The sequence below is a fragment of the Kitasatospora sp. NPDC088779 genome (assembly GCF_040685395.1).
Taxonomy (GTDB): domain Bacteria; phylum Actinomycetota; class Actinomycetes; order Streptomycetales; family Streptomycetaceae; genus Kitasatospora.
On record NZ_JBFBHW010000010.1, the window covers coordinates 72,509 to 98,519 of the forward strand.

Consider the following 26,011-nt stretch of genomic DNA (forward strand, 5'->3'; position numbering starts at 1 on the left):
TCAGTCCTACTCCTCCACCAGGAGCTTCTCCCGCAGCTGGGCCAAGGTCCGGGCCAGCAGGCGGGACACGTGCATCTGGGAGATCCCCACCTCGGCGGCGATCTGCGACTGGGTCATGTTCCGGAAGAACCGCAGCACCAGGATCTTCTGCTCCCGGGGCGGCAGTTGGGCCAGCAGCGGCTTGAGCGACTCGCGGTACTCGACGCCCTCCAGCGCCTCGTCGGTGGCGCCGAGGGTGTCCGCCACGGCCGGCGACTCGTCGTCGCTGTCCGGGACGTCCAGGGACAGCGTGGAGTACGCGTTGGCGGACTCCAGGCCCTCCAGGACGTCCTCCTCGGAGATCCCCAGGTGCTCGGCGAGCTCGTGCACCGTGGGGGAGCGCCCGTGCCGCTGGGAGAGCTCGCTGGTCGCCGTGGTGAGCGACAGCCGCAGCTCCTGGAGGCGGCGCGGCACCCGGACCGCCCAGCCCTTGTCACGGAAGTGCCGTTTGATCTCGCCGACGATGGTCGGCGTGGCGTAGGTGGAGAACTCGACCCCGCGCTCGTGGTCGAAGCGGTCCACCGACTTGATCAGGCCGATGGTGGCGACCTGGGTCAGGTCGTCCAGCGGCTCGCCCCGGTTGCGGAACCGCCGGGCCAGGTGCTCGACCAGCGGGATGTGCATCCGCACCAGCTGGTTGCGCAGCTCGACGCGCTCCGGGGAGCCGTCGGGCAGCGCGGACAGCCGGACGAACAGCGCGCGGGCCGCCTCCCGGTCCGGTGCGCCCGAGCGGTGCGGGGCCGGGGCCGGCGCCTGGGTGGGCACCGCGGTGCGCAGGTCCGCGGCCTCGTCCGCCGGATCGGACGGGGGCGGGGATGCGGGCGACGGTTCAGACGTCGGCTCGGTCGGGTGGCTCATCCGGTGGGCGTCCTTCGGGTGCGCATCGTCGTTGGCGGCGAGGCCAGGAACGCTCGCCTGGGTCGGTACGGCAGGTCCCGCCGTCGCGAGGCCGGTACGGTCCAGATCACTCACGGCCATTCCCCCGTTCCGTTCCGGGAGCACCGGGGCCCTCGGGCCCCGGCATCGTCTCGTTGGTCGTACCGCGTGGGGGGCGGTACCGGGCGCCGCCCGCGCGGCCCCTGATCGGGGACCGGGCGGACGGCCCTTGTGCGGTGCTGGTCGACGCCCCGGCTAGTGGGCGACGGGGCCGCCGCGCTTCTTGTGCAGGCTGATCGACACGGTCTTGTCCTCGCCGACCGAGGAGTCGACCTCGCCGGCCAGGGCGGAGAGCACCGTCCAGGCGAAGGTGTCCCGTTCGGGTGCCTTCCCGTCGGTGGTGGGGGCGGCGACGGTCACCTTCAGCGAGTCGCCGACCAGCCGGAACTCGCAGGTCAGGACGGAGCCGGGCACCGCCTGCTGGAGCAGGATGGCGCAGGCCTCGTCGACCGCGATCCGCAGGTCCTCGATCTCGTCGAGGGTGAAGTCGAGCCGCGCCGCCAGGCCGGCCGTCGCTGTTCGCAGGACCGAGAGGTAGGCACCCGCCGCGGGCAGCCGGACCTCCACGAAGTCCTGCACTCCGGGCTCGCCGTCGATCTGGGACACCCTCACCTCCTGGGTGACGCGCTGTGCTTCCGGGCCGGTGGCCGCGGCACTGTCTGTTGCTTGGCTCAACTGCTTCGCCCCAACTGTCCAGAGGGGTGGTGCGGTACGTACCGGTCATACCCTTCGCGGGGCGACCGGACGCCGCGTATCCGCCTGAGACCTTACCGCCTTCCGCACGCCGGCCGGGGCTCGGGAGTCACTCATGGTAAGCCATCGCGACGCAGGGTGGCAGGGGTTCGGGCGGTCCGTTCAGTGACCGCCGGCGGCGGCGGCGAGCGCCTCGCCGGTGAGCCGGTAGACGGTCCAGTCGTCCATCGGCACCGCGCCGAGGGACTTGTAGAAGTCGATCGAGGGCGTGTTCCAGTCGAGCACCGACCACTCCACCCGCGCGTAGCCGCGCTCGACGGCGATCCGCGCCAGTTCCAGCAGCAGCGCCTTGCCGTGGCCGCCACCGCGGGACAGCGGGCGGACGTACAGGTCCTCCAGGTAGATCCCGTGGGTGCCGCGCCAGGTCGAGAAGTTGAGGAACCAGACCGCGAAGCCGACCGGCTCGCCGGTGGCGTCGTCCTCGGCGATCAGGGCGAACAGCGCGGGGTTGGCGCCGAAGAGGGCGTCACGCAGCTGCTCCTCGGTGGCCACGGCCTCCTGCGGGGCCTTCTCGTACTCCGCGAGCTCGCGGATCAGGGCGAGGATGACGGGAACGTCGGTCACGACGGCGGTGCGGATCATGCCGCGAGCCTACTGCGCGTCCCCGCCCCCGGCCCAGGCCCGGATCGGGGCCCGGGCCGGGGGCGGGCGGGTCAGCGGGCGGGGACGCTGCGCAGGTAGTCGGCCAGCGCGGTGATCGCGGCCGGGTTGCGCGGGCTCTCCACCAGGTCGACGTAGTCCAGGACGAAGATCCGGTCGCTCCTGACCGCCGAGACGCCGGCCAGCGGCGGGAAGGACTTCAGGAAGGCGCGCTTGGCGTCGGCGCCGGTCTCGCCGTAGTTGTTGATCAGGATCACCTCGGGGTCGCGCTGGACCACGCTCTCCCAGCCGACGGTGACCCAGGTGTCCGCGAGGTCGCCCATCACGTTGGTCCCGCCGGCCTTGGCGATGATCTCGTCGGCCGCGGCGAACTTCCCGGCGGTGTACGGCTTGTCCTGCCCGCTGTCGTACAGGAACACGGACGGCCGGCGCTCGGGCTGCGGGGCGGCGGCGACCTTCGCCTTGAAATCGGCGACCAGCTTGTCCGCCCGGTCGCGGACGTCGAAGATCTCGCCGAGGTTGGCCAGGTCGGTGTAGAGCGCGTCCAGCGGGGACATCACGCCGCGCTCGGTGCCCTTGCCGCTGCGGCAGGACTCGCTGAGCACGTACGAGGGGATGCCGAGGTCCTTGAGCGCCTGCGGGGTGAAGCCGCGGCCCTCGTCGAAGCCGTAGTGCCAGCCGGCGAAGACCAGGTCGGCCTTGGCGCCCAGCACGATCTCCTTGGTGATCTCCTTCTTGGAGAGCCACACGGTCTGCTGGTAGCCGTCCTTCCAGGCGACCTGGTCGACCCGGCCCTTGTCGTCGGGCATCACGTAGCCGGCCATCCGGTCGGCCAGGCCGAGGGCGAGCATCAGCTCGGTGATGCCGACGTCGTTGGTCACCGTCCGGGCGGGCTTCTGCGGGAAGGTGAGCTTGGTGCCGCAGTTCTCCACGGTCACCGGGTAGTGGGCGGAGGCGGCGGTGGCGTCGCCGCTCGGGGCGATCTCGGCGCCGCAGGCGGTGAGCCCGAGGGTGAGCAGGGCGGTGATGGCAACGGCCTTGGTGCGCACGGGGGTTCCTTCGGGGGGTGGGTCAGATCCGGTCGAAGAGCAGTTGGACGGCGCCGGTCACCGGGTGCCGGACGGGGGTGGCCCGGACGCCGAACACCTCGGCCAGCAGGGCGGGTCGGAGCACCTCGGCGGGCGGCCCCGAGGCGACGATCCGGCCGGCCCGCAGCACGTACAGCAGGTCGCAGTGGCCGGCCGCCAGGTTGAGGTCGTGCAGCGCGGTGAGCACCGTCGGGCCGGCCTCCCGGACCAGCGCCAGCACGTCCAACTGGTGGCCGATGTCCAGGTGGTTGGTGGGCTCGTCCAGCACCAGCAGCCGGGGCTCCTGGACCAGCGCGCGGGCGATCAGCACCCGCTGCTTCTCGCCGCCGGACAGGCTCAGGAAGCCCCGCCCGGCCAACTGTTCGGCGCCGACCTTGCGCAGCGCCTCCGTGCAGCGCGCGTGGTCGTCCGCACCCGGGCCGCCCAGCCCGCGCCGGTGCGGCAACCGGCCCATGGCGACCACCTCGGCCACCGTGAAGTCGAACTCGGCGGAGTGCTCCTGGGGGAGTGCGGCCACCCGCCGGGCGGCCTCGCGCGCGGTCAGCGCGTGCAGGTCCGCGCCGTCCAGCCGGACGGCCCCGGCGGCCGGCCGCAGCGCCCGGTAGACGCAGCGCAGCAGCGTCGACTTGCCGCTGCCGTTGGGCCCGACCAGTCCGACCACCTGCCCGGCGGCGGCGTCCAGGGCGACGTCGTGGACCAGCCGGGCGCCGGCCAGCTCGACCGAGACGGAGTCCAGGGCGAGATCCATCAGCGGCCTCCGAAGGAATAGCCGCGACGGCGCATCAGCAGCAGGAAACAGGGCACCCCGAGCACCGCGGTGACCACCCCGACCGGCAGTTCGGCGGGCGCCAGCAGGGTGCGCGAGACGATGTCCACCCAGACCAGCAGCAGCGCCCCGGCGAGCGGCGCGACCAGCAGCACCCGGCGGTGCCCGGCGCCGACCAGCATCCGGGCCAGGTGCGGCACCATCAGCCCGACGAAGCCGATCGCCCCGCTGACGGCCACCACCGTGCCGGTGACGGCGGCGGTCACCACGAACAGCTCGCGGCGCAGCCGGTCCGGGTCCACGCCCAGCGAGGCGGCCGTCTCGTCGCCCATGGCGAGCGCGTCCAGCCGGCCGGCGGCGCAGGCCAGGTACGCCAGGCCGGCCAGCACGGTGGCGGCGGCGATCGGCACCGAGCCCCAGGTGGCGCCGCCGAGGCTGCCGAGCAGCCACATCATGGCGTCCCGGGCGGCCTCGCCTCGGGCGGCCGCGAAGACCATCAGCGCGGTGACGGCGGAGAAGCCGTAGGAGAGCGCGGTGCCGGTGAGCACCAGCCGCAGCGGGGTGAGCCCGTAGGCCGTGCGCGCCGCGAGGTAGACCAGCACCATGGCGACCAGCGCGGAGCCGAACGCGGAGGCCGAGATCGCCCACACCCCGAGCGAGGCGAAGGCGCCGAGCAGCAGCACGGCGTTGGCGCCGACGGCCGCGCCGGAGGAGATGCCGAGCACGAACGGGTCGGCCAGCGCGTTGCGCACCAGGGCCTGGACGGCGACCCCGGTGGCGGCCAGCCCGGCGCCGACCACCGAGGCCAGCACGGCGCGCGGCAGCCGGATCTCCCAGACGATCGCGTAGGCGGCGGCCTCGTCCGCCTCCAGCCGTCCGCCCGTCAGCCCGGCGGCCAGCAGCCGCATGGCGCGGGGCAGGCCGATCCCGGAGGCGCCCAGCGCCACGCCGCAGAGCAGCGAGAGCAGCAGGGCGGCGGCCAGGCCGACGGCGAGCGGGAGGGCGGGTATTCGGCGGGCGGGCGGGCTCGTTGCGCCACTGCCCGCGGCTGCGGTGCTGCTCACGGTGCGCCTTGCCTCGGGCCGCGGGTGCGCGGGGGCGGCACCGGTCGGGCGCGGGCCCGGGCGCCATCCCCTCGCAGTCCACGGCGAGTTGTCGGGAGTTCAGCGGCCGGGGGCGATCGGGCTGGCGCGGCCCCGGGGCCGTGCTCACCGTTGCGGGTCAGCGCCGGATTCACACCGGACTTCCCCCTCGGACGCCCTGGCAGCATAACAGCCACTCAGGCTAGGCAACCCTTACCGGGCTCGGATGGGGCGTGAACGCACGACCGCCCCCGTCCGGGCTCGCGGACGGGGGCGGTCGGGTGGCGACGCGTCAGGCTCAGGCCTGCTTGGTCTCCCAGAAGATCTTGTCGACCTCGGCGATCAGGTCCAGCAGGGCCTGGCCGGTGGCGGGGTCGGTGGACGCCTTGGCGGCCGAGGCGGCCTTCAGGGTGTCGTTGATCAGCTGGTGCAGCTGCGGGTACTTCTCGAAGTGCGGGGCCTTGAAGTAGTCGCTCCACAGCACCGAGATGTGGTGCTTGACGGCCTCGGCACGCTGCTCCTTGATGATCAGGGCGCGGGTGCGGAAAGCCGGGTCCTCGTTGGCCTGGTACTTCTCCTGGGTGCCCTTGACCGACTCGGCCTCGATCCGGGCCTGCGCCGGGTCGTACACGCCGCAGGGCAGGTCACAGTGGGCGTGGGCGGTGGCGCGCGGTGCAAACAGACGAGAGAACATGGGAGTCCTTCCTTAGATCGTCTTCCCGCGCCCGAGATTACCCTTCCGCACCCGGGGTTTCGCGATCGGGCGGTGGGCCTAGGGCAAAAGGCGGACCCGGAACCGGGGTAATCCGGACATCGAACGGATCGAACGGGGTGACGGTCCGTACGGCAGACTGGGACCGGGCGGTCCGGGAGGAGGAGTCGTGGCGCGGAGCACGGAACCGGCGGACGCGGAACCGATGGGCACGGAACCCCGGGGCCGGGGCCGGGGCGGCGGCGCGGTGCCGTTCGGGCTGGTCGACGTGGCGGGCCCGTCGATGGTCCCGACCCTGCGCGAGGGCGACCAGTTGCTGGTGCGCTACGGCGCGCCGATCCGGCCCGGCGCGGTGGTGCTCTTCCGGCACCCCTTCCAGCAGGACCTGCTGGTGGTGAAGCGGGCCGCCGAGCGGCGTCCGAGGGGCTGGTGGCTGCTGTCCGACAACCGGCCGGTGGACAGCGACAGCCGCAGCTACGGCCCGGTCCCGGACGAGCTGGTGCTCGGCCGGGTGCTGCTGCGGCTGCGCCCGCGCCCGGCCTGGCTGGCGCCGGGGCGGCGGCTGGAGCGGCTGCTGCTGGGCACCCGGCTGGCCCGGGTGCCGGGTCTGGCCCGCCGCCTGGGCGTCTGGGCGGACGAGCTCTGACCCCCTGGGCCCGGCCCGGACAGGACCTAGCCGGCGGCGCCGAGTGCCGCGGCCTCGGCCTCCTGGCGCTTGCGGGCCCGGTACGCGGCGACGTTGGCGCGGGTCGCGCAGCGGTCCGAGCAGTAGCGGCGGGAGCGGTTGGTCGAGGTGTCCAGGTAGGCGTTGCGGCAGGGCGCGGCCTGGCAGATGCCGAGCCGGTCGGCGCCCAGCTCGGTCAGGTGGACGGCCAGGCCCATGCAGGCGACCGCGCTGAAGTGCGCGGTGGCGGTGGGCGAGTTGTCGGCCAGGTGCAGGTGCCAGCGCGGCCGGCCGGCGTCGTCCAGGTAGTCGTGCCCGGAGACCAGCGGGCTGACCGGGTACTCCATCAGCAGGCTGTTCAGCAGGTCGACGCCCCGGATCTCGTCGCCCTCGGCGGCGGCCTCGAAGACCCCGCGCAGCCTGGTCCGCACCGCCCGCAGCCGGGGCAGGTCGGACTCGTCGGCCTGTGCGGCGGCCCGTGAGGAGTCGGAGAACAGGCCGCGCACCGCGTCCACGGACGTCAGCGTGTCGGTGCCGCGCCCGGGCTCCTCGGTGTTCACCAGCCGAACGGCGAGATCGGCGTACGAGGCGAGCTCCACGGAGGTCCTTCCAGAAGGTCGGTAACGGGCTGATTGCGTCCAGCCTATTACCTGGGTGGGGAAAACGTCGGCGCCCGGCAGGAGCAGCCTGCCGGGCGCCGGTCGGTACGGTTCTACAGCACCTTGGAGAGGAAGGCGCGGGTGCGCTCGTGCCGGGGGTCGGTGAGCACCTCGCGGGGGTTGCCGGACTCGACCACCACGCCGCCGTCCATGAACACCAGCGCGTCGCCGACCTCGCGGGCGAAGCCCATCTCGTGGGTGACGACCACCATGGTCATGCCCTCCTCGGCGAGGCCGCGCATGACGTCGAGGACGTCGCCGACCAGTTCGGGGTCGAGCGCCGAGGTGGGCTCGTCGAACAGCATCAGCTTGGGCTTCATGGCCAGCGCGCGGGCGATCGCGACGCGCTGCTGCTGGCCGCCGGAGAGCTGGGAGGGGTAGTTCTTCGCCTTGTCGGCGAGGCCGACCCGCTCCAGCAGGACCATCGCCCGCTCCCGGGCGGCGGCCTTGCTCTCGCCCTTGACCTGGACCGGGGCCTCCATGACGTTCTCGACGGCCGTCATGTGCGGGAACAGGTTGAAGCGCTGGAAGACCATGCCGATGTCGCGCCGCTTGACGGCGACCTCGCGGTCCTTGAGCTCGTAGAGCTTGTCGCCCTTCTGCTGGTAGCCGACCAGTTCGCCGTCCACCCAGAGGCGTCCGCCGTTGATCTTCTCCAGGTGGTTGATGCACCGCAGGAAGGTCGACTTGCCGGAGCCGGAGGGGCCGATCAGGCAGAACACCTCGCCCTGCTTGACCTCCAGGTCGATGCCCTTGAGCACGTGCACGGAGCCGTAGGACTTGTGGACGCCCTCGGCGCGCACCATCGGCTGTCCGGTGGCGGCGGCCGGGGTCTTGCTCAGGTCGGTCATACGTGACCACCTCCCTCGAGCCCCGGGACGACGTCGGCGCCGGTCTTCGGGGCGGGCTTCCCGGCGAACAGGCCCCGCAGCCGCTGCAACGGGGTGGGCGGGAGGGTCCGGTTGGAGCCGCGGGCGTAGTAGCGCTCGATGTAGTACTGGCCGATGGTCAGCAGCGAGGTGAAGAACAGGTACCAGAGGCTGACCACGATCAGCAGCGGGATGTTCTGGTAGTTCCGGGAGTAGATGACCTGACCGGCCCGGAAGATCTCCTCCAGGGAGATCACGCTGACCAGCGAGGTGGTCTTGAGCATCGAGATGGTCTCGTTGCCGGTCGGCGGGATGATCACCCGCATGGCCTGGGGCAGGACGATCCGGCGCATGGTCTGGAACCGGCTCATGCCGAGCGCGTGGGCGGCCTCGGTCTGGCCCTCGTCCACCGACTGGATGCCGCCGCGGACGATCTCCGCCATGTAGGCGGCCTCGTTGAGGCCGAGGCCCAGCAGGGCGGCGACGAAGGTCGGGATCAGGACGTTGGTGTCCGCGGACCAGAACTCCGGCCCCCACGGGACGCCGATCGACAGCTTGGCCCAGATCAGGCCGAGGAAGTTCCAGAACACCAGCTGCACCAGCACCGGGGTGCCGCGGAAGACCCAGATGTACATCCAGGCGGTGCCGGAGAGCAGGGGGTTCGGGGACAGGCGCATCACGGCGAGGACGATGCCGCCGATCACGCCCATCAGCATGGAGAGGACGGTCAGTTCCAGCGTGACGACCATGCCGTGCACGATGCTGTCGTGGAACAGGTACTGCCCGACGATGTCCCACTTGAAAGCGGGGTTGGTGAAGAGGGCGCTCAGCAGCATCGCCGCGAGCAGGGCGATGACGACGGCGCCCACCCAGCGTCCGGGGTGGCGGACCGGGACGGCCTTGATGGTCTCAGGCCGTCCCTCCTCCGCCTTCCCCTTGTCCAGAGAGTTCACGGTGTGGCCTCGGGGGAGAGATGGAGCAGGCGGACGGTCAGTTCACGGCGCCGTTGACGGTCGACTTGTCGAGGGCGCCGGACTCGACGCCCCACTTGGTGAGGATCTGCTTGTAGGTGCCGTCGTCGATCAGCGACTGGACGGCGCCCTGGATCGCGGGGGTGAGCTTGGAGCCCTTGGCGACGGCGACGCCGTAGGGGGCCACGCCGTAGGTGGAGCCGAGCTTCTCCAGCTGGCCGCCGGCCTGCTTGATCGCGTAGTCGACGACCTGGGAGTCGGCCATCATCGCCTGGTCGCGGCCGGAGACGACGGCGTTGGTGACGTCCGTCTGGAGGTCGAACTTGTCGCCGTCGTTCTGGATGCCCGGCTTCCCGTTCTTGGCGCAGTCCGGGTTGCGGGTGTCCTTGATCTCGTCGGCCTGGGTGGTGCCGGTCTGGACGGCGACCTTCTTGCCGCACAGGTCGGCGGGGTCGACCTTGTCGGGGTTGCCCTTCTTGACCGCGATGGCGCTGCCGGAGTTGAAGTAGGTCACCATGTCGACGATCTGCTCGCGCTCCTTGTTGTCCGTGAAGGACGACATGCCGAGCTGGAACTTGTTCGACTGGATGCCGGGGATGATCGCGGTGAAGCCGGAGTCCTGGACGTCGGCCTTCAGTCCGAGCTTGGCCGCGATGGCGTTGGCCAGGTCCACGTCCATGCCGATGACCTTGCCGCTGTCGTCCTTGAACTCGTCCGGCGCGTACGAGGCGTCCGCGCCGACCACGAGCTTGCCGGAGGACTTGACGTCGGCGGGGACGAGGGCGGCGAGCTTGTCGTCGGCCTTGACCGCGTTGACGGTCGCGGAGGCGTTGGGCGCGCCGCTGCCACCGTCGCTCTTGCTGCTGCTGCAGCCGGTCAGGACGAGGGTGACGGAGGCGGCAACCGCGCCGGCCGCGAGAAGCCGGGTGCGCTGGGTACGGGCGGTCATGAGGGGGATCTCCTCCTGAGGGAGAGGGGCGGGCGGAGCGCGCCGCGGGGGCGGCACACCGGGGTGGCAGGGCCGTGCGGCGCTGTACGGGTGTATTTCGCTGTACGTCGTCGTACGTGCAGGGCCGGGTGGTGCGATGCCTGCGCGGCAGGGCCGCCCAGGTTGCTACGGGGTACTGCTTCCGCCACCCTCCGCCGAGGTGGACGTCGAGCGAACCGCCTCGACCAGTGGCCGGCTCGATCCGAGATGGGGGGAATCCTGCCATCTGTGGACGGTCGGATGGCCCTCATCCAGATCAAAATCGGATAACGAGGGCCCGGGCTGTCCGCTATTCGGACTTATTCCGTGTTCCTGTCACTCCGTGCATAAGTATGCAGATCCCCCCGCCCGGTGCCCGGAGGCCCGCCGCCCCGGCTCGGATGCCGCCGTCGACCACGGCGCAGGGGTGTGCGGCCGCCACGGTGACGCGCGGGTGTACGCGAAATGGCGGACACGCGATCCGGCCATCCCGCCCTGCCGGGCCCGGCGGCGGGTGTGTCAGAATTCGGTACCGGGTGACCCCCGAACGCTCGAACCAGACCGACGAGTCCCGACAGGCTCGGGGTGTCCGGGAACGGAAGTCATCACGTGGCTCCGTATCCGGGACGCCGACTCCCCAGCGCGTCTGCGTTCACTCCTGCGGGTGCGCGTGCCGCCATCACCGTTGCCGCCGCCGGAGCCCGGCGCTTCCGACGCCGGGCCCCAGTGACGCGACAGCTCGGCGATGAACTGCACGTGACGAGGACGAAAAGGCATAGGTGCGATGCCTTGGTCCGTCCTACGCTCGGCCCGGAAGCACTACGCGGACCAACAAGACCCATAAAACCCTCATCCGAGGGCGCCGCCCGACGGCAGCGCCCCGACCCAGCCCCCGGGTCCGCTTCGGCGTACCCGGTTTCCGGTTTCCGGACGGGTCGTCCTGTCCGTCGGTCGCGCACCCTCGCCAGATCAATGACGAAGAGGTCATCGTGGCAGCGGAGATCATCAGCAGCACCCAGGACACCGTCGATCCGGTCGACGCCGTTTTCGCGCTCCACCGCGGCGGCAAGATGGAGATCCGGGCGACCGTCCCGGTGCGCGACGCGGACGACCTGTCCCTCGCCTACACGCCCGGTGTCGCCCGCGTCTGCACGGCCATCGCCGAGCAGCCGGAGCTGGTCAACGACTACACCTGGAAGTCCAACACCGTCGCCGTGGTCACCGACGGCACCGCCGTGCTGGGCCTCGGCGACATCGGCCCGGAGGCCTCCCTGCCCGTGATGGAGGGCAAGGCCATCCTGTTCAAGCAGTTCGGCGGCGTGGACGCGGTGCCGATCGCGCTCGCCTGCACCGAGGTCGACGAGATCGTCGAGACCGTGGTGCGGCTGGCGCCCTCCTTCGGCGGCGTCAACCTGGAGGACATCTCCGCCCCCCGCTGCTTCGAGATCGAGCGCCGGCTCCAGGAGGCCGTGGACATCCCGGTCTTCCACGACGACCAGCACGGCACCGCGATCGTCACCACCGCCGCCCTGTGGAACGCGGCCAAGGTGACCGGCCGTGAGATCGGCTCGCTGCGGGCCGTCATCTCCGGCGCCGGCGCGGCCGGCATCGCCATCGCCAAGATGCTGGTGGCGGCGGGCATCGGCGACGTCGCGGTCTGCGACCGCAAGGGCGTGGTGTACGACGGCCGCGGCGACCTCACCGACGTCAAGGCCGAGATCGCCGAACTGACCAACCGCACCGGGCTCAGGGGCACCCTGGCCGACGCGCTGGCCGGCGCCGACGTGTTCATCGGCGTCTCCGGCGGCACCGTGCCGGAGGAGGTCGTCGCGACCATGGCCGCGGGCGCGTTCATCTTCGCGATGGCCAACCCCACCCCGGAGATCCACCCCGAGGTCGCGCACAAGTACGCGGCGGTCGTCGCCACCGGGCGCAGCGACTTCCCGAACCAGATCAACAACGTGCTGGCCTTCCCCGGCATCTTCGCCGGCGCCCTCCAGGTGCGGGCCAGCCGGATCACCGAGGGCATGAAGCTGGCCGCCGCCAAGGCACTGGCCGGTGTCGTCGCCGACGAGCTGACGCCGCAGAAGGTCATCCCCTCGCCGTTCGACGAGCGGGTCGCCCCGGCGGTCACCAAGGCCGTCGCCGAGGCCGCCCGGGCCGAGGGCGTGGCCCGGATCTGACGATCCGGTCGCCGCTGCCGGGCAGGACCCGGCGGGAGCGGCGCCGCCGACACGGCCGGGGCCGGGACACGCGTCACACCCGCGCGTGGTTCCCGGCCCCGGCCGGCGCGGCTATCGTCCGCAGCATGTTTGCTGCCTACGCCGCACGTATCGACGCCGATGACCCGCTCAGCGGACTGGAGTTGGGTGAACTCCCCGAGCCGCAGGCCCGCCCCGGATGGAGCGTGGTCACGGTCAGGGCCGCCAGCCTCAACCACCACGACCTGTGGTCGCTGCGCGGGGTCGGCCTGCCCGCCGGACGGCTGCCGATGATCCTCGGCTGCGACGCCGCCGGTGTCGACGAGCACGGCAACGAGGTCGTCCTCCACTCGGTGATCGGCCAGAGCGGCCACGGGGTGGGCCCGGACGAACCCCGGTCCATCCTGACCGAGCGCTACCAGGGCACCTTCGCCCAGCAGGTGGCCGTGCCCACCTGGAACCTGCTGCCCAAGCCCGCCGAACTCAGCTTCGAAGAGGCCGCCTGCCTGCCCACGGCCTGGCTGACGGCCTACCGGATGCTGTTCACCAACGCCGGGGTCAAGCCCGGTGACACCGTCCTGGTGCAGGGCGCGGGCGGCGGCGTGGCGACCGCGCTGATCGTCCTCGGCAAGGCCGCCGGGCTGCGGGTCTGGGTCACCGGCCGGGACGAGGCCAAGCGCCGCCGGGCGGTCGAACTCGGCGCCGACGCCGCCTTCGAGAGCGGCGCCCGGCTGCCCGCCCGGGTGGACGCGGTGATGGAGACGGTCGGCGCCGCGACCTGGGCGCACTCGGTGAAGGCGCTGCGCCCGGGTGGCACCGTCGTCATCTCCGGTGCCACCTCCGGCCCCAACCCGAGCGCCACCGAGCTGAACCGGATCTTCTTCCTGGAGCTCAAGGTGGTCGGCTCGACGATGGGCACCAAGGAGGAACTGGCCGGGCTGCTCTCGCTGTGCGCGACCAGCGGCGTCCGGCCGGTGATCGACTCGGTGCTGCCGCTGGCAGAGGCCCGGGACGGCTTCGCGCGGCTCGCCAAGGGCGACGTCTTCGGCAAGATCGTGCTGACGCCGTGACGCCGTGACGCCGTGACGCCGTGACGCCGTGACGCCGTGACGCCGTGACGCCGTGACGTCTTGCGGCCCTGGCGCCGTCCGGCTCTGACGCCGGTGCGGCCCTGACGCGGACCGGCCCGGCACGCTCCGTGGAGCGTGCCGGGCCGGTGGTGGTCCGGCGGCCTGCCGGTCAGCCGAGCAGGCGCTTCAGCCGCTCGCCGGCCGAGCCCAGCACCGAGCGGGCCTCGGCCAGCTTGTCGCTGCTCACGCCGCCGTCCCGGGCCGCGTCGCGGACCTGGTCGCGGAAGCGGTCGAGCAGCCGCTCCAGTTCGCGGGCCGGGTCGCCGGCCGGGTCGGTCCGCGCCCACGGCGGCAGGTCGGCCGCGGCGGTCGGCGTGGTCGGCTCGTCCTTGTCCAGGTCGATCCGGGTGACGGTGACCTCCTCGGCCGGCCCGTCGGCCGACTGGCCCCAGCGGGCCGCGTCGGCCAGCCCGGACAGGCCCTTGGTCAGCTCGGCCAGGCCCTCGGCCAGGCCGGTCGGCCAGTCGCCCTTCGCGGCGTGCTCGCGCACCTGCTGCTCGACCCGGCGCTTGATCCGCAGCGCCTCCTGCTGAGCGGCCGTCCGCGAGGCCTTGGCCTGCTCGCGCAGCCTGCGGGCCTCCTCCTCGGCGGCCTTCGCCTTGGCCTTGGCGGCCTTCTCCTGCTCCCGGGCGCGCTTGGCCTGGTCCTTGGCCTGCCGCTTGAACTGGGCGAACTCCTCCTTGGCGCGCTGCCAGGACTCGTTGTCGCCCCACGGTCCGGACCACGGGTCCCCGCCCTCGGCGCGGTCCGGCCGGGGGGCCTGCCGGGCGGCCTGCCACAGTTCCTCGCGCAGGTCCTTGGCGCTGTCCCGGACGTCCTCGCGGATCGCCCCGGCCAACTGCGCCACGGAGTCGTGGATCTCCACTTCCAGGTCGTCCAACTCGCCCTGTCGGGCTTCCAGTTCGGCGCGCCCGGCGTCGGTCAGCCGGTAGACCTTGCGGCCGCCCTCGGTGCTGTGGGTGACCAGGCCCTCCTGCTCCAGCTTGGCGAGCCGGGGGTAGACCGTCCCGGCGGAGGGCGCGTACAGGCCCTGGAAGCGCTCCTCCAGCAGGCGGATCACCTCGTAGCCGTGCCGCGGGGCCTCGTCGAGCAGCTTCAGCAGGTAGAGCCGGAGCCGGCCGTGGCCGAACACGGGCGTCATCTCACGCCTCCTTGGTGAGGTCGGGCTTGCCGAGTCCGGCCGGGAGCTCCTTGACGACCACCGGCGCCTCGTCCTCGGGGTCGGGGCGGCGCAGCACGGTGACGCCGCCGGAGACGGTGGTCACGGCGAGGCTGCCCCGGCCGTCGCCGAGCTGGCCGGACAGGCGCTTGGCGCCCCAGCTGCCGCTGAGCTTGAGGCCGTCGAAGGTGCTGGAGATGTCGCCGCTGGTGGAACCGGCCTCGACCTTGGCGTCGGCCAGCGACGGGATCCGGATGACGACCGGGCCGCTGACGGTGGTGACCTTGACGTCGGCCGGGTTGGCGACGTCGAGGTCCAGGGTGACGGCGCCGGTGACGGCGTTGGCCTGGACCCGGTCGGCGGTGCCGGCGACGACGGTGAGCTGGCCGGAGACGGTGTTGACCTTGAGCTGGCCGGCCACCGACTGGGCGTCGACGTCGCCGGTGACGGTGTTGGCCTCGGTGCGGCCGGTCAGGCCGACCAGGGTGGCGTCGCCGCTGGCGCTCTGCACCGAGACGTGGCCGGTGATCCCGGAGACGGTGGCGTCGGCCGAGACGGTGCCGACCTTGACCTCGGCGTCGGCCGGGACGGTCAGGGTGACGCCGGCGACGCGCTTGCGCTTGAAGGAGCTGAAGAAGCCCTTGACCGCGTCGACCGACTTGAGCCGGTCGCCGAACTCGCCCCAGCTGTTGATGTCCTTGTAGGTGACCGTCAGGACGCCGTCCACCAGGGTCACGTGCAGCGGCTCGCCCTGGAGCTCGGTGACCTCCAGGCGGGCCGGGCCCTCGGCCGCCACCACGTTCACCGTGCCCTCGATGATCCGCACGTGCAGCGCCCGGACCGCCTCGTCGATGGTGATCCTCTCGGGTCCCTCGACCGTCCACTGGCTCATCTCTGCCGCCTCCCGTTGCCGATCGCGATGTATCGCGTTCTCTTCCAAAGACGATATATCGCGTGACGCGCAAGTCAAGCGCGCCGTCCCGGATCCCATCCCTGAGCCGTCCCGGAGCCGCCCCCGAGGCGCCCCCTACGGGCGGGCGCGGATACGTGAGGGGCCCGGCAGGCGATCGCCTCCCGGGCCCCTCATCAGCGGTTCAGTGCGACGGCACCGCACCGGTCACTCGTCGTCCTCGTCGTCGAGCCGGGCCAGCCAGGTGGCCAGCCGCTCGACGGGGATCTCGAAGTCCGGGTTGAGGTCGACGAACTCGCGCAGTCGCTCGGCCAGCCACTCGAAGGTGACCTCCTCGTCGCCGCGCCGGTTCTGCAGCTCCTCGATGCCGCGGTCGGTGAAGTACACGGGTTCACTCCGGTCCGATGGGGATTGACCTGGTCAGGATAGTCGGGGACGCCCGCGGCCCCCGTCTCCCAGGGGAGGACGGGGGCCGCGGGCGTCGGTGCTCCAGCGCCTCGGGGCGTCAGGGCCTCAGAGCGAGTAGACCTCTTCGATCAGCGCCTGCTGCTCGGCGGCGTGCCGCTTGGCCGAGCCGACCGCCGGGGACGAGGCCGTCGTGCGGGCGACGCGGCGCAGCCGCGAGCCGTTGGCGCTGCGGCCGACGACGACCTGGAGGTGGTCGACCAGGTTCATCGCGATGAACGGCCAGGCGCCCTGGTTGTCCGGCTCCTCCTGCGCCCAGACGAACTGGACGTCGTCGCCGTAGCGGGCGAGCTCCTCCTGGAGCTCGGCCACCGGCAGCGGGTAGAGCCGCTCGACCCGGACGATCGCGGTGTCGGTGACGCCGCGCTCGGTGCGGGCCGCCGCCAGGTCGTAGTAGAACTTGCCGGCGGTGATGACGACCTTGCGCACCTGCGCCGGGTCGACGGTGTTGTCACCGATGACCGGGCGGAAGGAGCCGGACAGGAACTCCTCGGTCGCACTCGCCGCGGCCTTGAGACGCAGCATCGACTTCGGGGTGAAGACGACCAGCGGCTTGTGGTGCGGGTTGTGCGCCTGCCAGCGCAGCAGGTGGAAGTAGTTCGACGGCAGGGTCGGCATGGCGACCGTCATGTTGTTCTGCGCGCACAGCTGCAGGAAGCGCTCCGGGCGGGCGGACGAGTGGTCCGGGCCCTGGCCCTCGTAGCCGTGCGGCAGCAGCAGGGTGACGCCCGAGTGCTGGCCCCACTTCTGCTCGGCGGAGGCGATGTACTCGTCCACCACGGTCTGCGCGCCGTTGACGAAGTCGCCGAACTGCGCCTCCCACATGACCAGCGAGTTCGGGCGGGTCAGCGAGTAGCCGTACTCGAAGCCCATCGCCGCGTACTCCGACAGCAGGCTGTCGTAGACGGTGTAGCGGGCCTGGTCCTCGGTGAGGTACTGCAGCGGGGTGTAGTCCTCGCCGGTGTTGCGGTCGATCAGGACGGCGTGCCGCTGGCCGAAGGTGCCGCGGCGGCTGTCCTGGCCGGCCAGGCGGACCGGGTGGCCCTCCATGAGCAGCGAGCCGATGGCGAGGGTCTCGCCCGTCGCCCAGTCGATGGTGTTGTCCTCGACGGAGGCGGCGCGGCGCTGGAGCTGCGGCAGCAGGCGCGGGTGGACGGTCAGCCAGTCCGGCAGGTTGACCTGCGAGGCGGCGATCCGCTTGACCATCTCCTGGGAGATGCCGGTCTGGATGTTGACCGGGAAGTCGGCGACCGGCTTGCCGGCGGTGGCCGGGGCCGGGGTCTGGGCGGCGTCGCGGACCTCGGCGAAGACCTTCTCCAGCTGGCCCTGGAAGTCCTGGAGCGCCTGCTCCGCCTCTTCCATGGTGATGTCGCCGCGACCGATCAGGCCCTCGGTGTACAACTTGCGCACCGAGCGCTTCTTGTCGATCAGGTCGTACATCAGCGGCTGGGTGAACGACGGGTTGTCGGCCTCGTTGTGACCGCGGCGGCGGTAGCAGATGAGGTCGATCACGACGTCCTTGTGGAACGTCTGGCGGAACTCGAAGGCGAGCCGCGCGACGCGGACCACGGCCTCCGGGTCGTCGCCGTTCACGTGGAAGATCGGGGCCTCGATCATCCGGGCCACGTCGGTGCAGTACATCGAGGAGCGCGAGGACGCCGGGGCGGCGGTGAAGCCGACCTGGTTGTTGACCACCAGGTGGATCGTGCCGCCGGTGCGGTAGCCGCGCAGCTGCGACATGTTCAGGGTCTCCGCGACGACGCCCTGGCCGGCGAAGGCCGCGTCGCCGTGGATCTGGATCGGCAGCACCGGGAAGGTGGTGCCGCCCTGGTCCAGGATGTCCTGCTTGGCGCGGGCGATGCCCTCGACGACCGGGTCGACCGTCTCCAGGTGGGAGGGGTTCGCGGCGAGCGAGACCTTGATGGTCTCGCCGTCCAGGCCGGTGAAGGTGCCCTCGGAACCGAGGTGGTACTTCACGTCGCCGGAGCCGTGCATCGACTTCGGGTCGAGGTTGCCCTCGAACTCGCCGAAGATCTTGCCGTACGGCTTGCCGACGATGTTGGCCAGCACGTTCAGGCGGCCGCGGTGGGCCATGCCGATGACGGCCTCGTCGAGGCGGTGCTCGGCGGCGGCGTCGATGGTGGCGTCCAGCAGCGGGATGAGCGACTCGCCGCCCTCCAGCGAGAAGCGCTTCTGCCCGACGTACTTGGTCTGCAGGAAGGTCTCGAAGGCCTCGGCCGAGTTCAGCCGGCGCAGGATGCGCAGCTGCTCCTCGCGCTCGGGCTTGGAGTAGGGCTTCTCCAGGCGCTCCTGCAGCCACTTGCGCTGCTTCGGGTCCTGGATGTGCATGTACTCGACGCCGACGGTGCGGCAGTACGTGTTGCGCAGCAGGCCGAGGATGTCGCGGAGCTTCATCATCTTCTGGCCGCCGAAACCGCCGACCGCGAACTCGCGCTCCAGGTCCCACAGGGTGAGGCCGTGGGTGGTGACGTCCAGGTCGGGGTGCTTGCGCTGCTTGTACTCCAGCGGGTCCGTGTCGGCCATCAGGTGGCCGCGCACGCGGTACGCGTGGATCAGCTCCATGACGCGGGCGGTCTTGTTGACCTCGTCGTCGTGGGTGGTGGCGACGTCGGTGGCCCAGCGGACCGGCTCGTACGGGATCCGCAGCGACTCGAAGATCTCGTCGTAGAAGCCCTTCTCACCGAGGAGGAGGCGGTGGATCTCGCGCAGGAACTCGCCGGACGCCGCGCCCTGGATGACGCGGTGGTCGTAGGTCGAGGTCAGCGTCATGATCTTGGAGACGCCCAGGCGGGACAGGGTCTCCGGGGCGGAGCCCTGGAACTCGGCCGGGTACTCCATGGCGCCGACGCCGACGATGGTGCCCTGGTTCTGCATCAGGCGCGGCACGGAGTGCACGGTGCCGATGCCGCCGGGGTTGGTCAGCGAGACCGTGACGCCGGTGAAGTCGTCCATGGTCAGCTTGTTGGCGCGGGCCCGGCGGACGATGTCCTCGTAGGCCTGCCAGAAGCCGAAGAAGTCGAGGGTCTCGGCCTTCTTGATGGCCGCGACGACGAGCTGGCGGTCGCCGTTCGGCTTGACCAGGTCGATGGCCAGGCCGAGGTTGACGTGCTCGGGCTTGACCAGGAAGGCCTTGCCGTTCTCCACCTTGTAGCTGTAGTTCATGCCCGGGGCGGCCTTGATGGCCTGGACCAGGGCGTAGCCGATCAGGTGGGTGAAGGAGACCTTGCCGCCGCGGGCGCGCTGCAGGTGGTTGTTGATGACGATGCGGTTGTCGATCAACAGCTTCGCGGGTACCGCGCGGACCGAGGTCGCGGTCGGCACCTCCAGCGAGGCGTCCATGTTGGTGGCGACGGCCTTGGCCGGGCCGCGCAGCTGGATCAGCTCGGGGCCGGCGGGCGCGTCCGCCGCGGCGGCGGCCGGAGCGGCCGGAGCGGTCGGGGCGGCGGCCTTGGGGGCCGGGGCCGGGGGCGCGACGGGAGCTGCGGCGAGCGGCGCGGGGGCCGGCGCCGGAGCGGCCGGGGCGGCCGGTGCGGCGGGGGCGGTCGCGGCCGGAGCAGCAGCAGCGGGCGCGGGGGCAGCGGCAGGGGTCGGCGTGGGGCCGGCCTGGGTCGCGGCCTGGGTCACTGGGGTCACCTCGGTACCGGGCTTGTAGTCGGCGAAAAAGTCCCACCAGGCTCGGTCGACCGAGTTCGGGTCCTGGAGGTACTGCTGGTAGATCTCATCGACGAGCCACTCATTGGGACCGAAGCCAGTGGAGCTAGCCGAGCTATTGGGGGTTTCAGGGGACTGTGGCGACACGGCGGCAACCGCCCTCTTCCGCTTCCTTTTGGGATGTTTGGACAGCGGGGATTAAGGCTACGCCCCTGACCAGTGATCGCGCAGTCCCCGGGCCCCAGGCGTCGCCCAGATCACAGTCCTGACCTGCAGTTTGGCTGAAAATGTGCGTTAGAAAGCCGTATCTGAGGGGAAGCGATCGCCTCCACCCATAGGGCATATCCGAGCAAAACCGGACAAAGCCCCATGCGGATCATCCAATGATCTTCGTGTACGTCTGTGTCGCTTCTGTGACACATCCGACCCTCAGCGCTGCCCCGGCAGCCGGACCTCGATCCGGCAGCCGCGCGGCGACTCGGCGACCGCGATCCGACCGCCGTGCAGGTCCACCGCCCAGCGGGCGATGGCCAGGCCGAGGCCGGTGCCGCCGTCCGAGCCGGGCCCCTGGGCGGTCGCGGTGCCGCTGCGGCTGAACCGCTCGAACACCCGGCCGCGGTCGGCCGGCGGGATGCCCGGGCCCTCGTCCTCGACCTCCAGCAGCAGGCCGCCGGGCCCGCCGTCGGGCCGCGCGCGCACCGTCACGGTCCCGCCGGGCGGGGAGTGCTTGCAGGCGTTGTCGACCAGGTTGGCGACCACCTGGTGGAGCCGTTCCGGGTCCGCCACGCCGGTCAGGCCGGTCGGGCTGACCTCCAGCGCCAGCCGGACGTCGCCGCGCCGGGAGAACGCCCCGCCGGCCGTCGCGCCGTCCACGGTGACCCCGCGCAGCACGCCGTCCAGGAACTCGCGCACCTCGAAGGGGCGGGCGTCCAGGTCGACAACGCCGTCGTCGATCTTGGAGAGGTCCAGCAGGTGGGTGACCAGGCGGCCGAGCCGCTCGGTCTGCTCCAGGGCGGCCCCCAGGGTCGCCGGATTGGGCTGGACGACGCCGTCCACCACGTTCTCCAGCACGGCGCGCAGCGCGGCGATGGGCGTGCGCAGCTCGTGCGAGACGTTGGCGACCAGCTCGCGGCGGTGCCGGTCGGCGGCCCCCAGATCGGCGGCCATCTGGTTGAAGGTGGTCGCCAGTTCGCCGATCTCGTCGCGCGAGTTCACCTCGACCCGGCGGCTGTAGTCGCCGGAGGCCATCGCGCGGGCGGCGGCCGTCATCTCGCGCAGGGGGGCGGTCAGCCCGTGCGCGAGGAACTGCATGAAGAGCAGCGAGGCGATCATGGAGAAGACCATGATGATCCGGATCTGGGTCTCGGACCGGATCGCCACGACCACCATGCCGGTGGCCAGGAAGACGGAGACGATCACCAGCAGGGCGAGCTTGCCCTTGATCGAGCGGACCGGGTCGAGCGGCCGGATGTCGGCCCAGACCCGGCGGGCGGCGCGGGCGGCCAGCGTCTGCGACCGCGTGCCGCCGGTGTCCCCGTTGCGTTGCTGTGGAAAGGTCATTGGTCCCCTGTGATCCCCGCGTACGTCCCCCGCGTGGTGCGCGGCAGTTCGGGACACGGGCCCCCCGGAGGCCCGTCGCCCGAGGCTCGCCGCTAGGAGAGCGGGGCCTCCAGCGCGTACCCGACGCCGTGGACGGTACGGATCCAGCTCGCGCCGATCTTGCGGCGCAGCGCCTTGACGTGGCTGTCCACGGTGCGGGTGCCGGACGCGTCCGTCCAGTCCCAGACCTCGGCCAGCAGCTGCTCGCGGGTCAGCACGGCGCGCGGCTGCGCGGCCAGGCAGGCGAGCAGGTCGAACTCGGTGGGCGTCAGGTGGACGTCGCCCGAGGCGAGCCGGACCCGGCGCTGCACGTGGTCGATCTCCAGCTCGCCGAAGCGCAGCGAGCCGAGCGCGGGCGTGCGGGCCGCCTGCTGGGCGCGCTCGACGCGGCGCAGCAGCACGTTGACCCGGGCGGCCAGTTCGCGCATCGAGAACGGTTTGGTCATGTAGTCGTCGGCGCCCACGCCGAGGCCGACCAGCAGGTCCGTCTCGTCGTCGCGCGCGGTCAGCATCAGCACCGGCACCGGGCGCTGCGCCTGGATCCGGCGGCACACCTCAAGGCCGTCGAAGCCGGGCAGCATGATGTCGAGGACCACCAGGTCCGGCTGCCAGGTGTGGAAGCCGTCGACCGCGCCCGGCCCGTCGTGGGCCACGGCGACCTTGAAGCCCTCCGCGCCCAGCCGGGCCGCGATCGACTCCGCGATCGTCGGCTCGTCCTCCACCACCAGCACTCTGCGTTGGCTGCTCACCGTGCCGCCGCTGTGGTTGTTGTCCTGCTGAAGTTCTGTCACGGTCACGCCACCGCCCCCAGGGCTGCGGGCCGGCCACCTGTGGGGATGGCGGGACTCCGCTCGTAGTCTTGTTCCGTCGTGGACTGTGCCGGGTCCGCCGTCCCGTCGTGCGTGCGGGTCGGCGGGCGGATTGTCGCCCGCCCACTTCTCCCGCGCACTTCGCAGCGTACGGACAGCGGATGCCTCCCGGCAGGTGGACCGGACGTTTCCGGCCCGTGGGCCGGCTGTCGGGCCGCCCTCGGAGCCCACTGCACGAGTGGGCACGGGCCGATACCTTACCCGGCGATTTTTCTCTGCGTAACGGTACGTATGCAGTCGAGTTGACGCCAAGTCGCCGGTCAGAGCCCCTGTCGGCGCGCTCGCCGAAAGAAGGTCTGGACCAATATCAGGAATCCGGTCGACCGGTTTCCTGGCGGTCTTCACCGGCTTTTCTCAGATGCCTCTCAGAACCTCGACGTAACGTGGCCACGACAACGCCCCCGCAGGGCGGGATCCGCGGCGCGCGCCGGTACGTTGGGCACCTGGGTGAGGGGCCGGTGGCTGCCGGCGTGGAGCGGAGGGCGGCATGGCTGGACTGCGGCGAGGTGCCGGACGGGTCGGGGCGCCGCCCGCCGGCCCGCCGTACGGGATGCTCCGGCACGGTCTGCGCACCGGCGTCGTCGAGTGGCTGCTGGCGCGGGTGCCGACACCCCGGCGAAACCCCTTCACCCTCGGCTATCTCGCCGTGGTGGGCGCCACCACGACCTTTGCCAAACTCGCCGATCCGGAACTCGTGCAGCGGCTGCAGGAGGCCTCCAGTTCCGACGGCCACAACCTCCTGCAGCACCCCCTGCGCGCGCTGGTGCTCAGCGGCTTCTGGGTGGCCGGCGAGGTGTGGATGCCGTACCTGTGGGGATTCGCCGTCACCCTCGCGCCGCTGGAGCGCCGGATCGGCCCCGCCCGGGCGGCGGCGGTCTTCGCGATCGGGCACGTCACGGCCACGCTGCTGTCCCAGGGCGTGGTGATCACCGCGGTGGAGACCGGGCGGATGGAGGCCGGGGCACTGGACTACCTGGACATCGGCGTCAGCTACGGCGTGCTCACCTGTCTGGGCGCGGTGGCCGGGCTGCTGCCGTGGCGCGGGCGGCTGGTCGCGCTCGGCGGCGCCGGGCTGCTGATCGCCGAGCAGATCCTCACCGAGCGGGACCTGGTCACCGCCGTGGGGCACCCGGCCGCGGTGCTCACCGGGGTGGCGCTGTGGCGCTGGCTGCGCCGGGCCCAGGCCCGCCGGCCGCGGCCGAAGCCGCGGACGCGCCGGGTCGAGGCGCCGGCCGCGGGCTCCTCGCCCGCGCCGGGCGGCGCTCCGGTCCTGGACGTGCGCTGACCCTTCCGGGTGTCGCCCCCGGGCGCTTTTGACGGCACTTCCCTCGCCCTCCCCCTGCTCGCTCCACACCCGCTCCTGTTCGCTCACGGCGAACGCCGCCCCGGGAACATCCGGCGCGCGCCAGGCCTTAGTCAGGTCGACTCAACTTCACTGACTGGGGAGAGATCATGGCATCGACGTCCACACCGCTCACCCTGCCCGTGCTGCCGCTCGACGACGAGGTCGTCCTGCCGGGCATGGTCGTCCCGCTGGACCTCAAGGACACCGAGGTGCGCGCCGCGGTCGAGGCCGCCCGCGCGGCGGCCACCGGCACCGGCAAGCCGCAGGTCCTGCTGGTCCCGCGGGTGGACGGCTCGTACGCGGCGGTCGGCACCCTGGCCACCGTCGAACAGGTCGGCCGACTGGCCGACGGGGAGCCGGCCGCGCTGGTGCGCGCCGTGCGCCGGGTCCGCATCGGGGCCGGCACCACCGGCCCCGGCGCCGCCCTCTGGGTGGAGACCACGCCCTTCCGGGAGTCCTCGGTGGACACCCCGGTGGCCGGCCGGGCCGCCGAGCTGGTCAAGGAGTACAAGGCGCTGTCCACCCAGTGGCTGCGCAGGCGCGGCGCCTGGCAGATCGTCGACCGGGTGGCCCAGATCGAGGGCGTCGGCGAGCTCGCCGACAACATCGGCTACGCGCCCTTCGCCACCGCCGAGCAGAAGCTCAAGGTGCTGCTGGAGGCCGACCAGGTCGCCCGCCTGGAGTACGCGCTGACCCTGCTGCGCGACCACCTCGCCGAGGAGGAGGTCAACGACACCATCCGCAAGGACGTCGAGGAGGGCGTGGCCAAGCAGCAGAAGGAGTTCCTGCTCCGCCGCCAGCTGGAGGCCGTCCGCAAGGAACTGGCCGAGCTCAACGGCGACCCGGCCGACGAGGAGGGCGACTACCGCGCCCGGGTCGAGGCCGCCGACCTGCCCGAGAAGGTCCGCGACGCGGCCCTCAAGGAGGTCGACAAGCTGGAGCGGGCCTCCGAGCAGTCTCCCGAGGGCCCCTGGATCCGCACCTGGCTGGACACCGTCCTGGAGCTGCCCTGGAACGAGCGCACCGAGGACGCGTACGACATCGCCGGCGCCCGCGCCGTGCTGGACGCCGACCACGCCGGCCTGGCCGACGTGAAGGACCGCATCGTCGAGTACCTCGCGGTGCGCAAGCGCCGGGCCGACCAGGGGCTCGGGCTGGTCGGCGGCCGGCGCGGAGGGGCGGTGCTGGCGCTGGTCGGCCCGCCCGGCGTCGGCAAGACCTCGCTCGGCGAGTCGGTGGCCCGCGCCATGGGCCGCACCTTCGTCCGGGTCGCGCTCGGCGGCGTCCGGGACGAGGCCGAGATCCGCGGCCACCGGCGCACCTACGTCGGCGCGCAGCCCGGCCGGCTCGTGCGGGCGATCAAGGAGGCCGGCTCGATGAACCCGGTCGTCCTGCTCGACGAGATCGACAAGGTCGGCTCCGACTACCGGGGCGACCCGGCCGCCGCCCTGCTGGAGGTGCTGGACCCGGCGCAGAACCACACCTTCCGGGACCACTACCTGGAGGTCGAGCTCGACCTCTCGGACGTCGTCTTCCTCGCCACCGCCAACGTGCTGGAGGCCATCCCCGAGCCGCTGCTCGACCGGATGGAGCTCGTCCGCCTCGACGGCTACACCGAGGACGAGAAGGTCGTCATCGCCCGCGACCACCTGCTCCCGCGCCAGCGCGAGAAGGCCGGACTGGGCGGCGACCAGGTCAGCGTCGACGAGGCGGCGCTGCGCCGACTGGCCGGGGAGTACACCCGGGAGGCCGGCGTGCGGAACCTGGAGCGCTCGATCGCCCGGGTGCTGCGCAGGATCGCCGCCCAGGCCGAACTCGGCGAGCGCGAACTGCCCGCCGCGATCGGCCCGGACGAGCTGCGCGCCCTGATCGGCCGGCCCCACCACGTGCCGGAGGCCGCCCAGGCGCCGGCCGAGCGGCGCACCGCCGTCCCCGGCGTGGCCACCGGCCTCGCCGTGACCGGCGCCGGCGGCGACGTCCTCTACATCGAGGCCTCGCTCGCCGACGCCGAGACCGGCGGCACCGGACTCACCCTCACCGGGCAACTGGGCGACGTGATGAAGGAGTCCGCGCACATCGCGCTCTCCTACCTGCGCTCGCGCGGCGCCGAACTGGAGCTGCCGGTCACCTCGCTGCGCGACCGCGGCGTGCACCTGCACGTCCCCGCCGGGGCCGTCCCCAAGGACGGGCCGAGCGCCGGCATCACCATGACCACGGCGCTCGCCTCGCTGCTGTCCGGCCGCAAGGTGCGCACCGACCTGGCGATGACCGGCGAGGTGTCGCTGACCGGGCGGGTGCTGCCGATCGGCGGGGTGAAGCAGAAGCTGCTCGCCGCCGACCGGGCCGGCGTCACCACGGTGATCATCCCCAAGCGCAACGAGGCCGACCTGGACGACGTCCCGGCCGAGGTGCTGGAGCGGCTCACCGTCCACCCGGTGGCGGACGTGCGGGAGGTGCTGGAGCTGGCCCTGGAACCGGCCAAGGTCCTGGCCGCGGCGGCCTGACCCGGCCGCGCCGGGTCGACGGGCGGACCGACGGGAGGACCGACGGGAGGA

Annotated in this window: 22 protein-coding genes and 1 riboswitch; of the genes, 5 read left to right on the forward strand and 17 right to left on the reverse strand. The window is 72.2% G+C overall.

The window, feature by feature from the left end; genetic code table 11:
* Positions 1-6: 6 nt before the first annotated feature.
* The 7 genes from AB0P03_RS11815 to sodN form a co-directional block, all read right to left on the reverse strand.
* Complete coding sequence (locus tag AB0P03_RS11815; RefSeq protein ID WP_363588838.1) at positions 7-1,011, reverse strand: RNA polymerase sigma factor SigF; 1,005 nt, start codon at positions 1,009-1,011, stop codon at positions 7-9.
* A 159-nt stretch (positions 1,012-1,170) separates the two neighbouring features.
* A complete protein-coding gene (locus AB0P03_RS11820; RefSeq protein ID WP_350879653.1) occupies positions 1,171-1,581 on the reverse strand; it encodes an anti-sigma regulatory factor in 411 nt (136 codons plus the stop codon).
* A 249-nt stretch (positions 1,582-1,830) separates the two neighbouring features.
* Positions 1,831-2,310: a GNAT family N-acetyltransferase gene (locus tag AB0P03_RS11825; RefSeq protein WP_363628686.1), complete on the reverse strand. Its 480-nt coding sequence runs from the start codon at positions 2,308-2,310 to the stop codon at positions 1,831-1,833.
* A gap of 71 nt (positions 2,311-2,381) precedes the next feature.
* Complete coding sequence (locus tag AB0P03_RS11830) at positions 2,382-3,377, reverse strand: ABC transporter substrate-binding protein (RefSeq protein WP_363628688.1); 996 nt, start codon at positions 3,375-3,377, stop codon at positions 2,382-2,384.
* Between the two features lie 22 nt (positions 3,378-3,399).
* The gene (locus tag AB0P03_RS11835; protein WP_363588844.1) at positions 3,400-4,164 is read right to left on the reverse strand and encodes an ABC transporter ATP-binding protein; all 765 of its coding nucleotides are present in this window, start codon (positions 4,162-4,164) and stop codon (positions 3,400-3,402) included.
* On the reverse strand, positions 4,164-5,246 hold the full coding sequence (locus AB0P03_RS11840; protein ID WP_363628690.1) for an iron ABC transporter permease: 1,083 nt from the start codon (positions 5,244-5,246) through the stop codon (positions 4,164-4,166). Before AB0P03_RS11840 ends, AB0P03_RS11835 begins: the two co-directional genes overlap by 1 nt.
* An 89-nt stretch (positions 5,247-5,335) precedes the next feature.
* Positions 5,336-5,474: riboswitch (cobalamin riboswitch) on the reverse strand.
* A gap of 88 nt (positions 5,475-5,562) precedes the next feature.
* Entirely contained in the window at positions 5,563-5,958 is a 396-nt protein-coding gene (gene sodN / locus AB0P03_RS11845; protein WP_063347853.1) for a superoxide dismutase, Ni, read from the reverse strand.
* A gap of 223 nt (positions 5,959-6,181) precedes the next feature.
* Here sodN and sodX point away from each other — a divergent pair, with 223 nt between their 5' ends.
* Complete coding sequence (gene sodX / locus AB0P03_RS11850; RefSeq protein WP_363628736.1) at positions 6,182-6,622, forward strand: nickel-type superoxide dismutase maturation protease; 441 nt, start codon at positions 6,182-6,184, stop codon at positions 6,620-6,622.
* 26 nt (positions 6,623-6,648) lie between these two features.
* On the opposite strand, the gene AB0P03_RS11855 is transcribed toward sodX, so the two are convergent.
* From AB0P03_RS11855 to AB0P03_RS11870, 4 genes are all read right to left on the reverse strand, one after another.
* The gene (locus tag AB0P03_RS11855; RefSeq protein ID WP_363588848.1) at positions 6,649-7,239 is read right to left on the reverse strand and encodes a CGNR zinc finger domain-containing protein; all 591 of its coding nucleotides are present in this window, start codon (positions 7,237-7,239) and stop codon (positions 6,649-6,651) included.
* A 113-nt stretch (positions 7,240-7,352) separates the two neighbouring features.
* Positions 7,353-8,150 (reverse strand): amino acid ABC transporter ATP-binding protein, encoded by a 798-nt coding sequence (locus tag AB0P03_RS11860; RefSeq protein WP_363588850.1) that lies wholly within the window; start codon positions 8,148-8,150, stop codon positions 7,353-7,355.
* Entirely contained in the window at positions 8,147-9,121 is a 975-nt protein-coding gene (locus AB0P03_RS11865; RefSeq protein ID WP_350879646.1) for an amino acid ABC transporter permease, read from the reverse strand. The genes AB0P03_RS11860 and AB0P03_RS11865 overlap by 4 nt, the downstream gene beginning before the upstream one ends.
* A gap of 37 nt (positions 9,122-9,158) precedes the next feature.
* Positions 9,159-10,088, reverse strand: coding sequence for an ABC transporter substrate-binding protein (locus AB0P03_RS11870; RefSeq protein ID WP_363619331.1), 930 nt, complete (start codon positions 10,086-10,088; stop codon positions 9,159-9,161).
* Positions 10,089-11,095: 1,007 nt separating this feature from the next.
* Between AB0P03_RS11870 and AB0P03_RS11875 the strand changes: the two genes are divergently transcribed.
* Positions 11,096-12,289: an NADP-dependent malic enzyme gene (locus tag AB0P03_RS11875; RefSeq protein ID WP_363588855.1), complete on the forward strand. Its 1,194-nt coding sequence runs from the start codon at positions 11,096-11,098 to the stop codon at positions 12,287-12,289.
* A 125-nt stretch (positions 12,290-12,414) separates the two neighbouring features.
* Entirely contained in the window at positions 12,415-13,377 is a 963-nt protein-coding gene (locus tag AB0P03_RS11880; protein WP_363588857.1) for a zinc-binding dehydrogenase, read from the forward strand.
* Positions 13,378-13,546: 169 nt separating this feature from the next.
* Here the strand turns inward: AB0P03_RS11880 and AB0P03_RS11885 are convergent, their stop codons facing one another.
* From AB0P03_RS11885 to AB0P03_RS11910, 6 genes are all read right to left on the reverse strand, one after another.
* Positions 13,547-14,578, reverse strand: coding sequence for a PadR family transcriptional regulator (locus tag AB0P03_RS11885; protein WP_363628692.1), 1,032 nt, complete (start codon positions 14,576-14,578; stop codon positions 13,547-13,549).
* 1 nt (position 14,579) lies between these two features.
* Positions 14,580-15,488: a DUF4097 family beta strand repeat-containing protein gene (locus AB0P03_RS11890; protein ID WP_363581924.1), complete on the reverse strand. Its 909-nt coding sequence runs from the start codon at positions 15,486-15,488 to the stop codon at positions 14,580-14,582.
* Positions 15,489-15,713: 225 nt separating this feature from the next.
* Complete coding sequence (locus tag AB0P03_RS11895; protein ID WP_063347844.1) at positions 15,714-15,893, reverse strand: DUF6104 family protein; 180 nt, start codon at positions 15,891-15,893, stop codon at positions 15,714-15,716.
* A 126-nt stretch (positions 15,894-16,019) separates the two neighbouring features.
* Positions 16,020-19,790, reverse strand: a complete 3,771-nt coding sequence (locus tag AB0P03_RS11900) for a multifunctional oxoglutarate decarboxylase/oxoglutarate dehydrogenase thiamine pyrophosphate-binding subunit/dihydrolipoyllysine-residue succinyltransferase subunit (RefSeq protein ID WP_363581926.1) — start codon at positions 19,788-19,790, stop codon at positions 16,020-16,022.
* A 282-nt stretch (positions 19,791-20,072) separates the two neighbouring features.
* A complete protein-coding gene (locus AB0P03_RS11905) occupies positions 20,073-21,203 on the reverse strand; it encodes a HAMP domain-containing sensor histidine kinase (RefSeq protein WP_063347842.1) in 1,131 nt (376 codons plus the stop codon).
* Positions 21,204-21,295: 92 nt separating this feature from the next.
* Positions 21,296-22,033 carry a response regulator transcription factor gene (locus AB0P03_RS11910; RefSeq protein WP_063351140.1) on the reverse strand — a complete coding sequence of 246 codons (738 nt, stop codon included), beginning with the start codon at positions 22,031-22,033 and terminating at the stop codon, positions 21,296-21,298.
* A gap of 565 nt (positions 22,034-22,598) precedes the next feature.
* Between AB0P03_RS11910 and AB0P03_RS11915 the strand changes: the two genes are divergently transcribed.
* Entirely contained in the window at positions 22,599-23,396 is a 798-nt protein-coding gene (locus AB0P03_RS11915) for a rhomboid-like protein (RefSeq protein WP_363581928.1), read from the forward strand.
* 167 nt (positions 23,397-23,563) lie between these two features.
* Positions 23,564-25,960 (forward strand): endopeptidase La, encoded by a 2,397-nt coding sequence (gene lon, locus AB0P03_RS11920; RefSeq protein WP_363581929.1) that lies wholly within the window; start codon positions 23,564-23,566, stop codon positions 25,958-25,960.
* The last annotated feature ends 51 nt before the right edge of the window (positions 25,961-26,011 follow it).

Coding starts and splice junctions, on each gene's coding strand:
- AB0P03_RS11825 (WP_363628686.1), bottom strand. CDS start 2,310: ATGATCCGCACCGCCGTCGTGACCGACGTTCCCGTCATCCTCGCCCTG.
- AB0P03_RS11835 (WP_363588844.1), bottom strand. CDS start 4,164: ATGGATCTCGCCCTGGACTCCGTCTCGGTCGAGCTGGCCGGCGCCCGG.
- sodN (WP_063347853.1), bottom strand. CDS start 5,958: ATGTTCTCTCGTCTGTTTGCACCGCGCGCCACCGCCCACGCCCACTGT.
- sodX (WP_363628736.1), top strand. CDS start 6,182: ATGGGCACGGAACCCCGGGGCCGGGGCCGGGGCGGCGGCGCGGTGCCG.
- AB0P03_RS11860 (WP_363588850.1), bottom strand. CDS start 8,150: ATGACCGACCTGAGCAAGACCCCGGCCGCCGCCACCGGACAGCCGATG.
- AB0P03_RS11870 (WP_363619331.1), bottom strand. CDS start 10,088: ATGACCGCCCGTACCCAGCGCACCCGGCTTCTCGCGGCCGGCGCGGTT.
- AB0P03_RS11880 (WP_363588857.1), top strand. CDS start 12,415: ATGTTTGCTGCCTACGCCGCACGTATCGACGCCGATGACCCGCTCAGC.
- AB0P03_RS11885 (WP_363628692.1), bottom strand. CDS start 14,578: ATGACGCCCGTGTTCGGCCACGGCCGGCTCCGGCTCTACCTGCTGAAG.
- AB0P03_RS11890 (WP_363581924.1), bottom strand. CDS start 15,488: ATGAGCCAGTGGACGGTCGAGGGACCCGAGAGGATCACCATCGACGAG.
- AB0P03_RS11905 (WP_063347842.1), bottom strand. CDS start 21,203: ATGACCTTTCCACAGCAACGCAACGGGGACACCGGCGGCACGCGGTCG.
- AB0P03_RS11915 (WP_363581928.1), top strand. CDS start 22,599: ATGGCTGGACTGCGGCGAGGTGCCGGACGGGTCGGGGCGCCGCCCGCC.
- lon (WP_363581929.1), top strand. CDS start 23,564: ATGGCATCGACGTCCACACCGCTCACCCTGCCCGTGCTGCCGCTCGAC.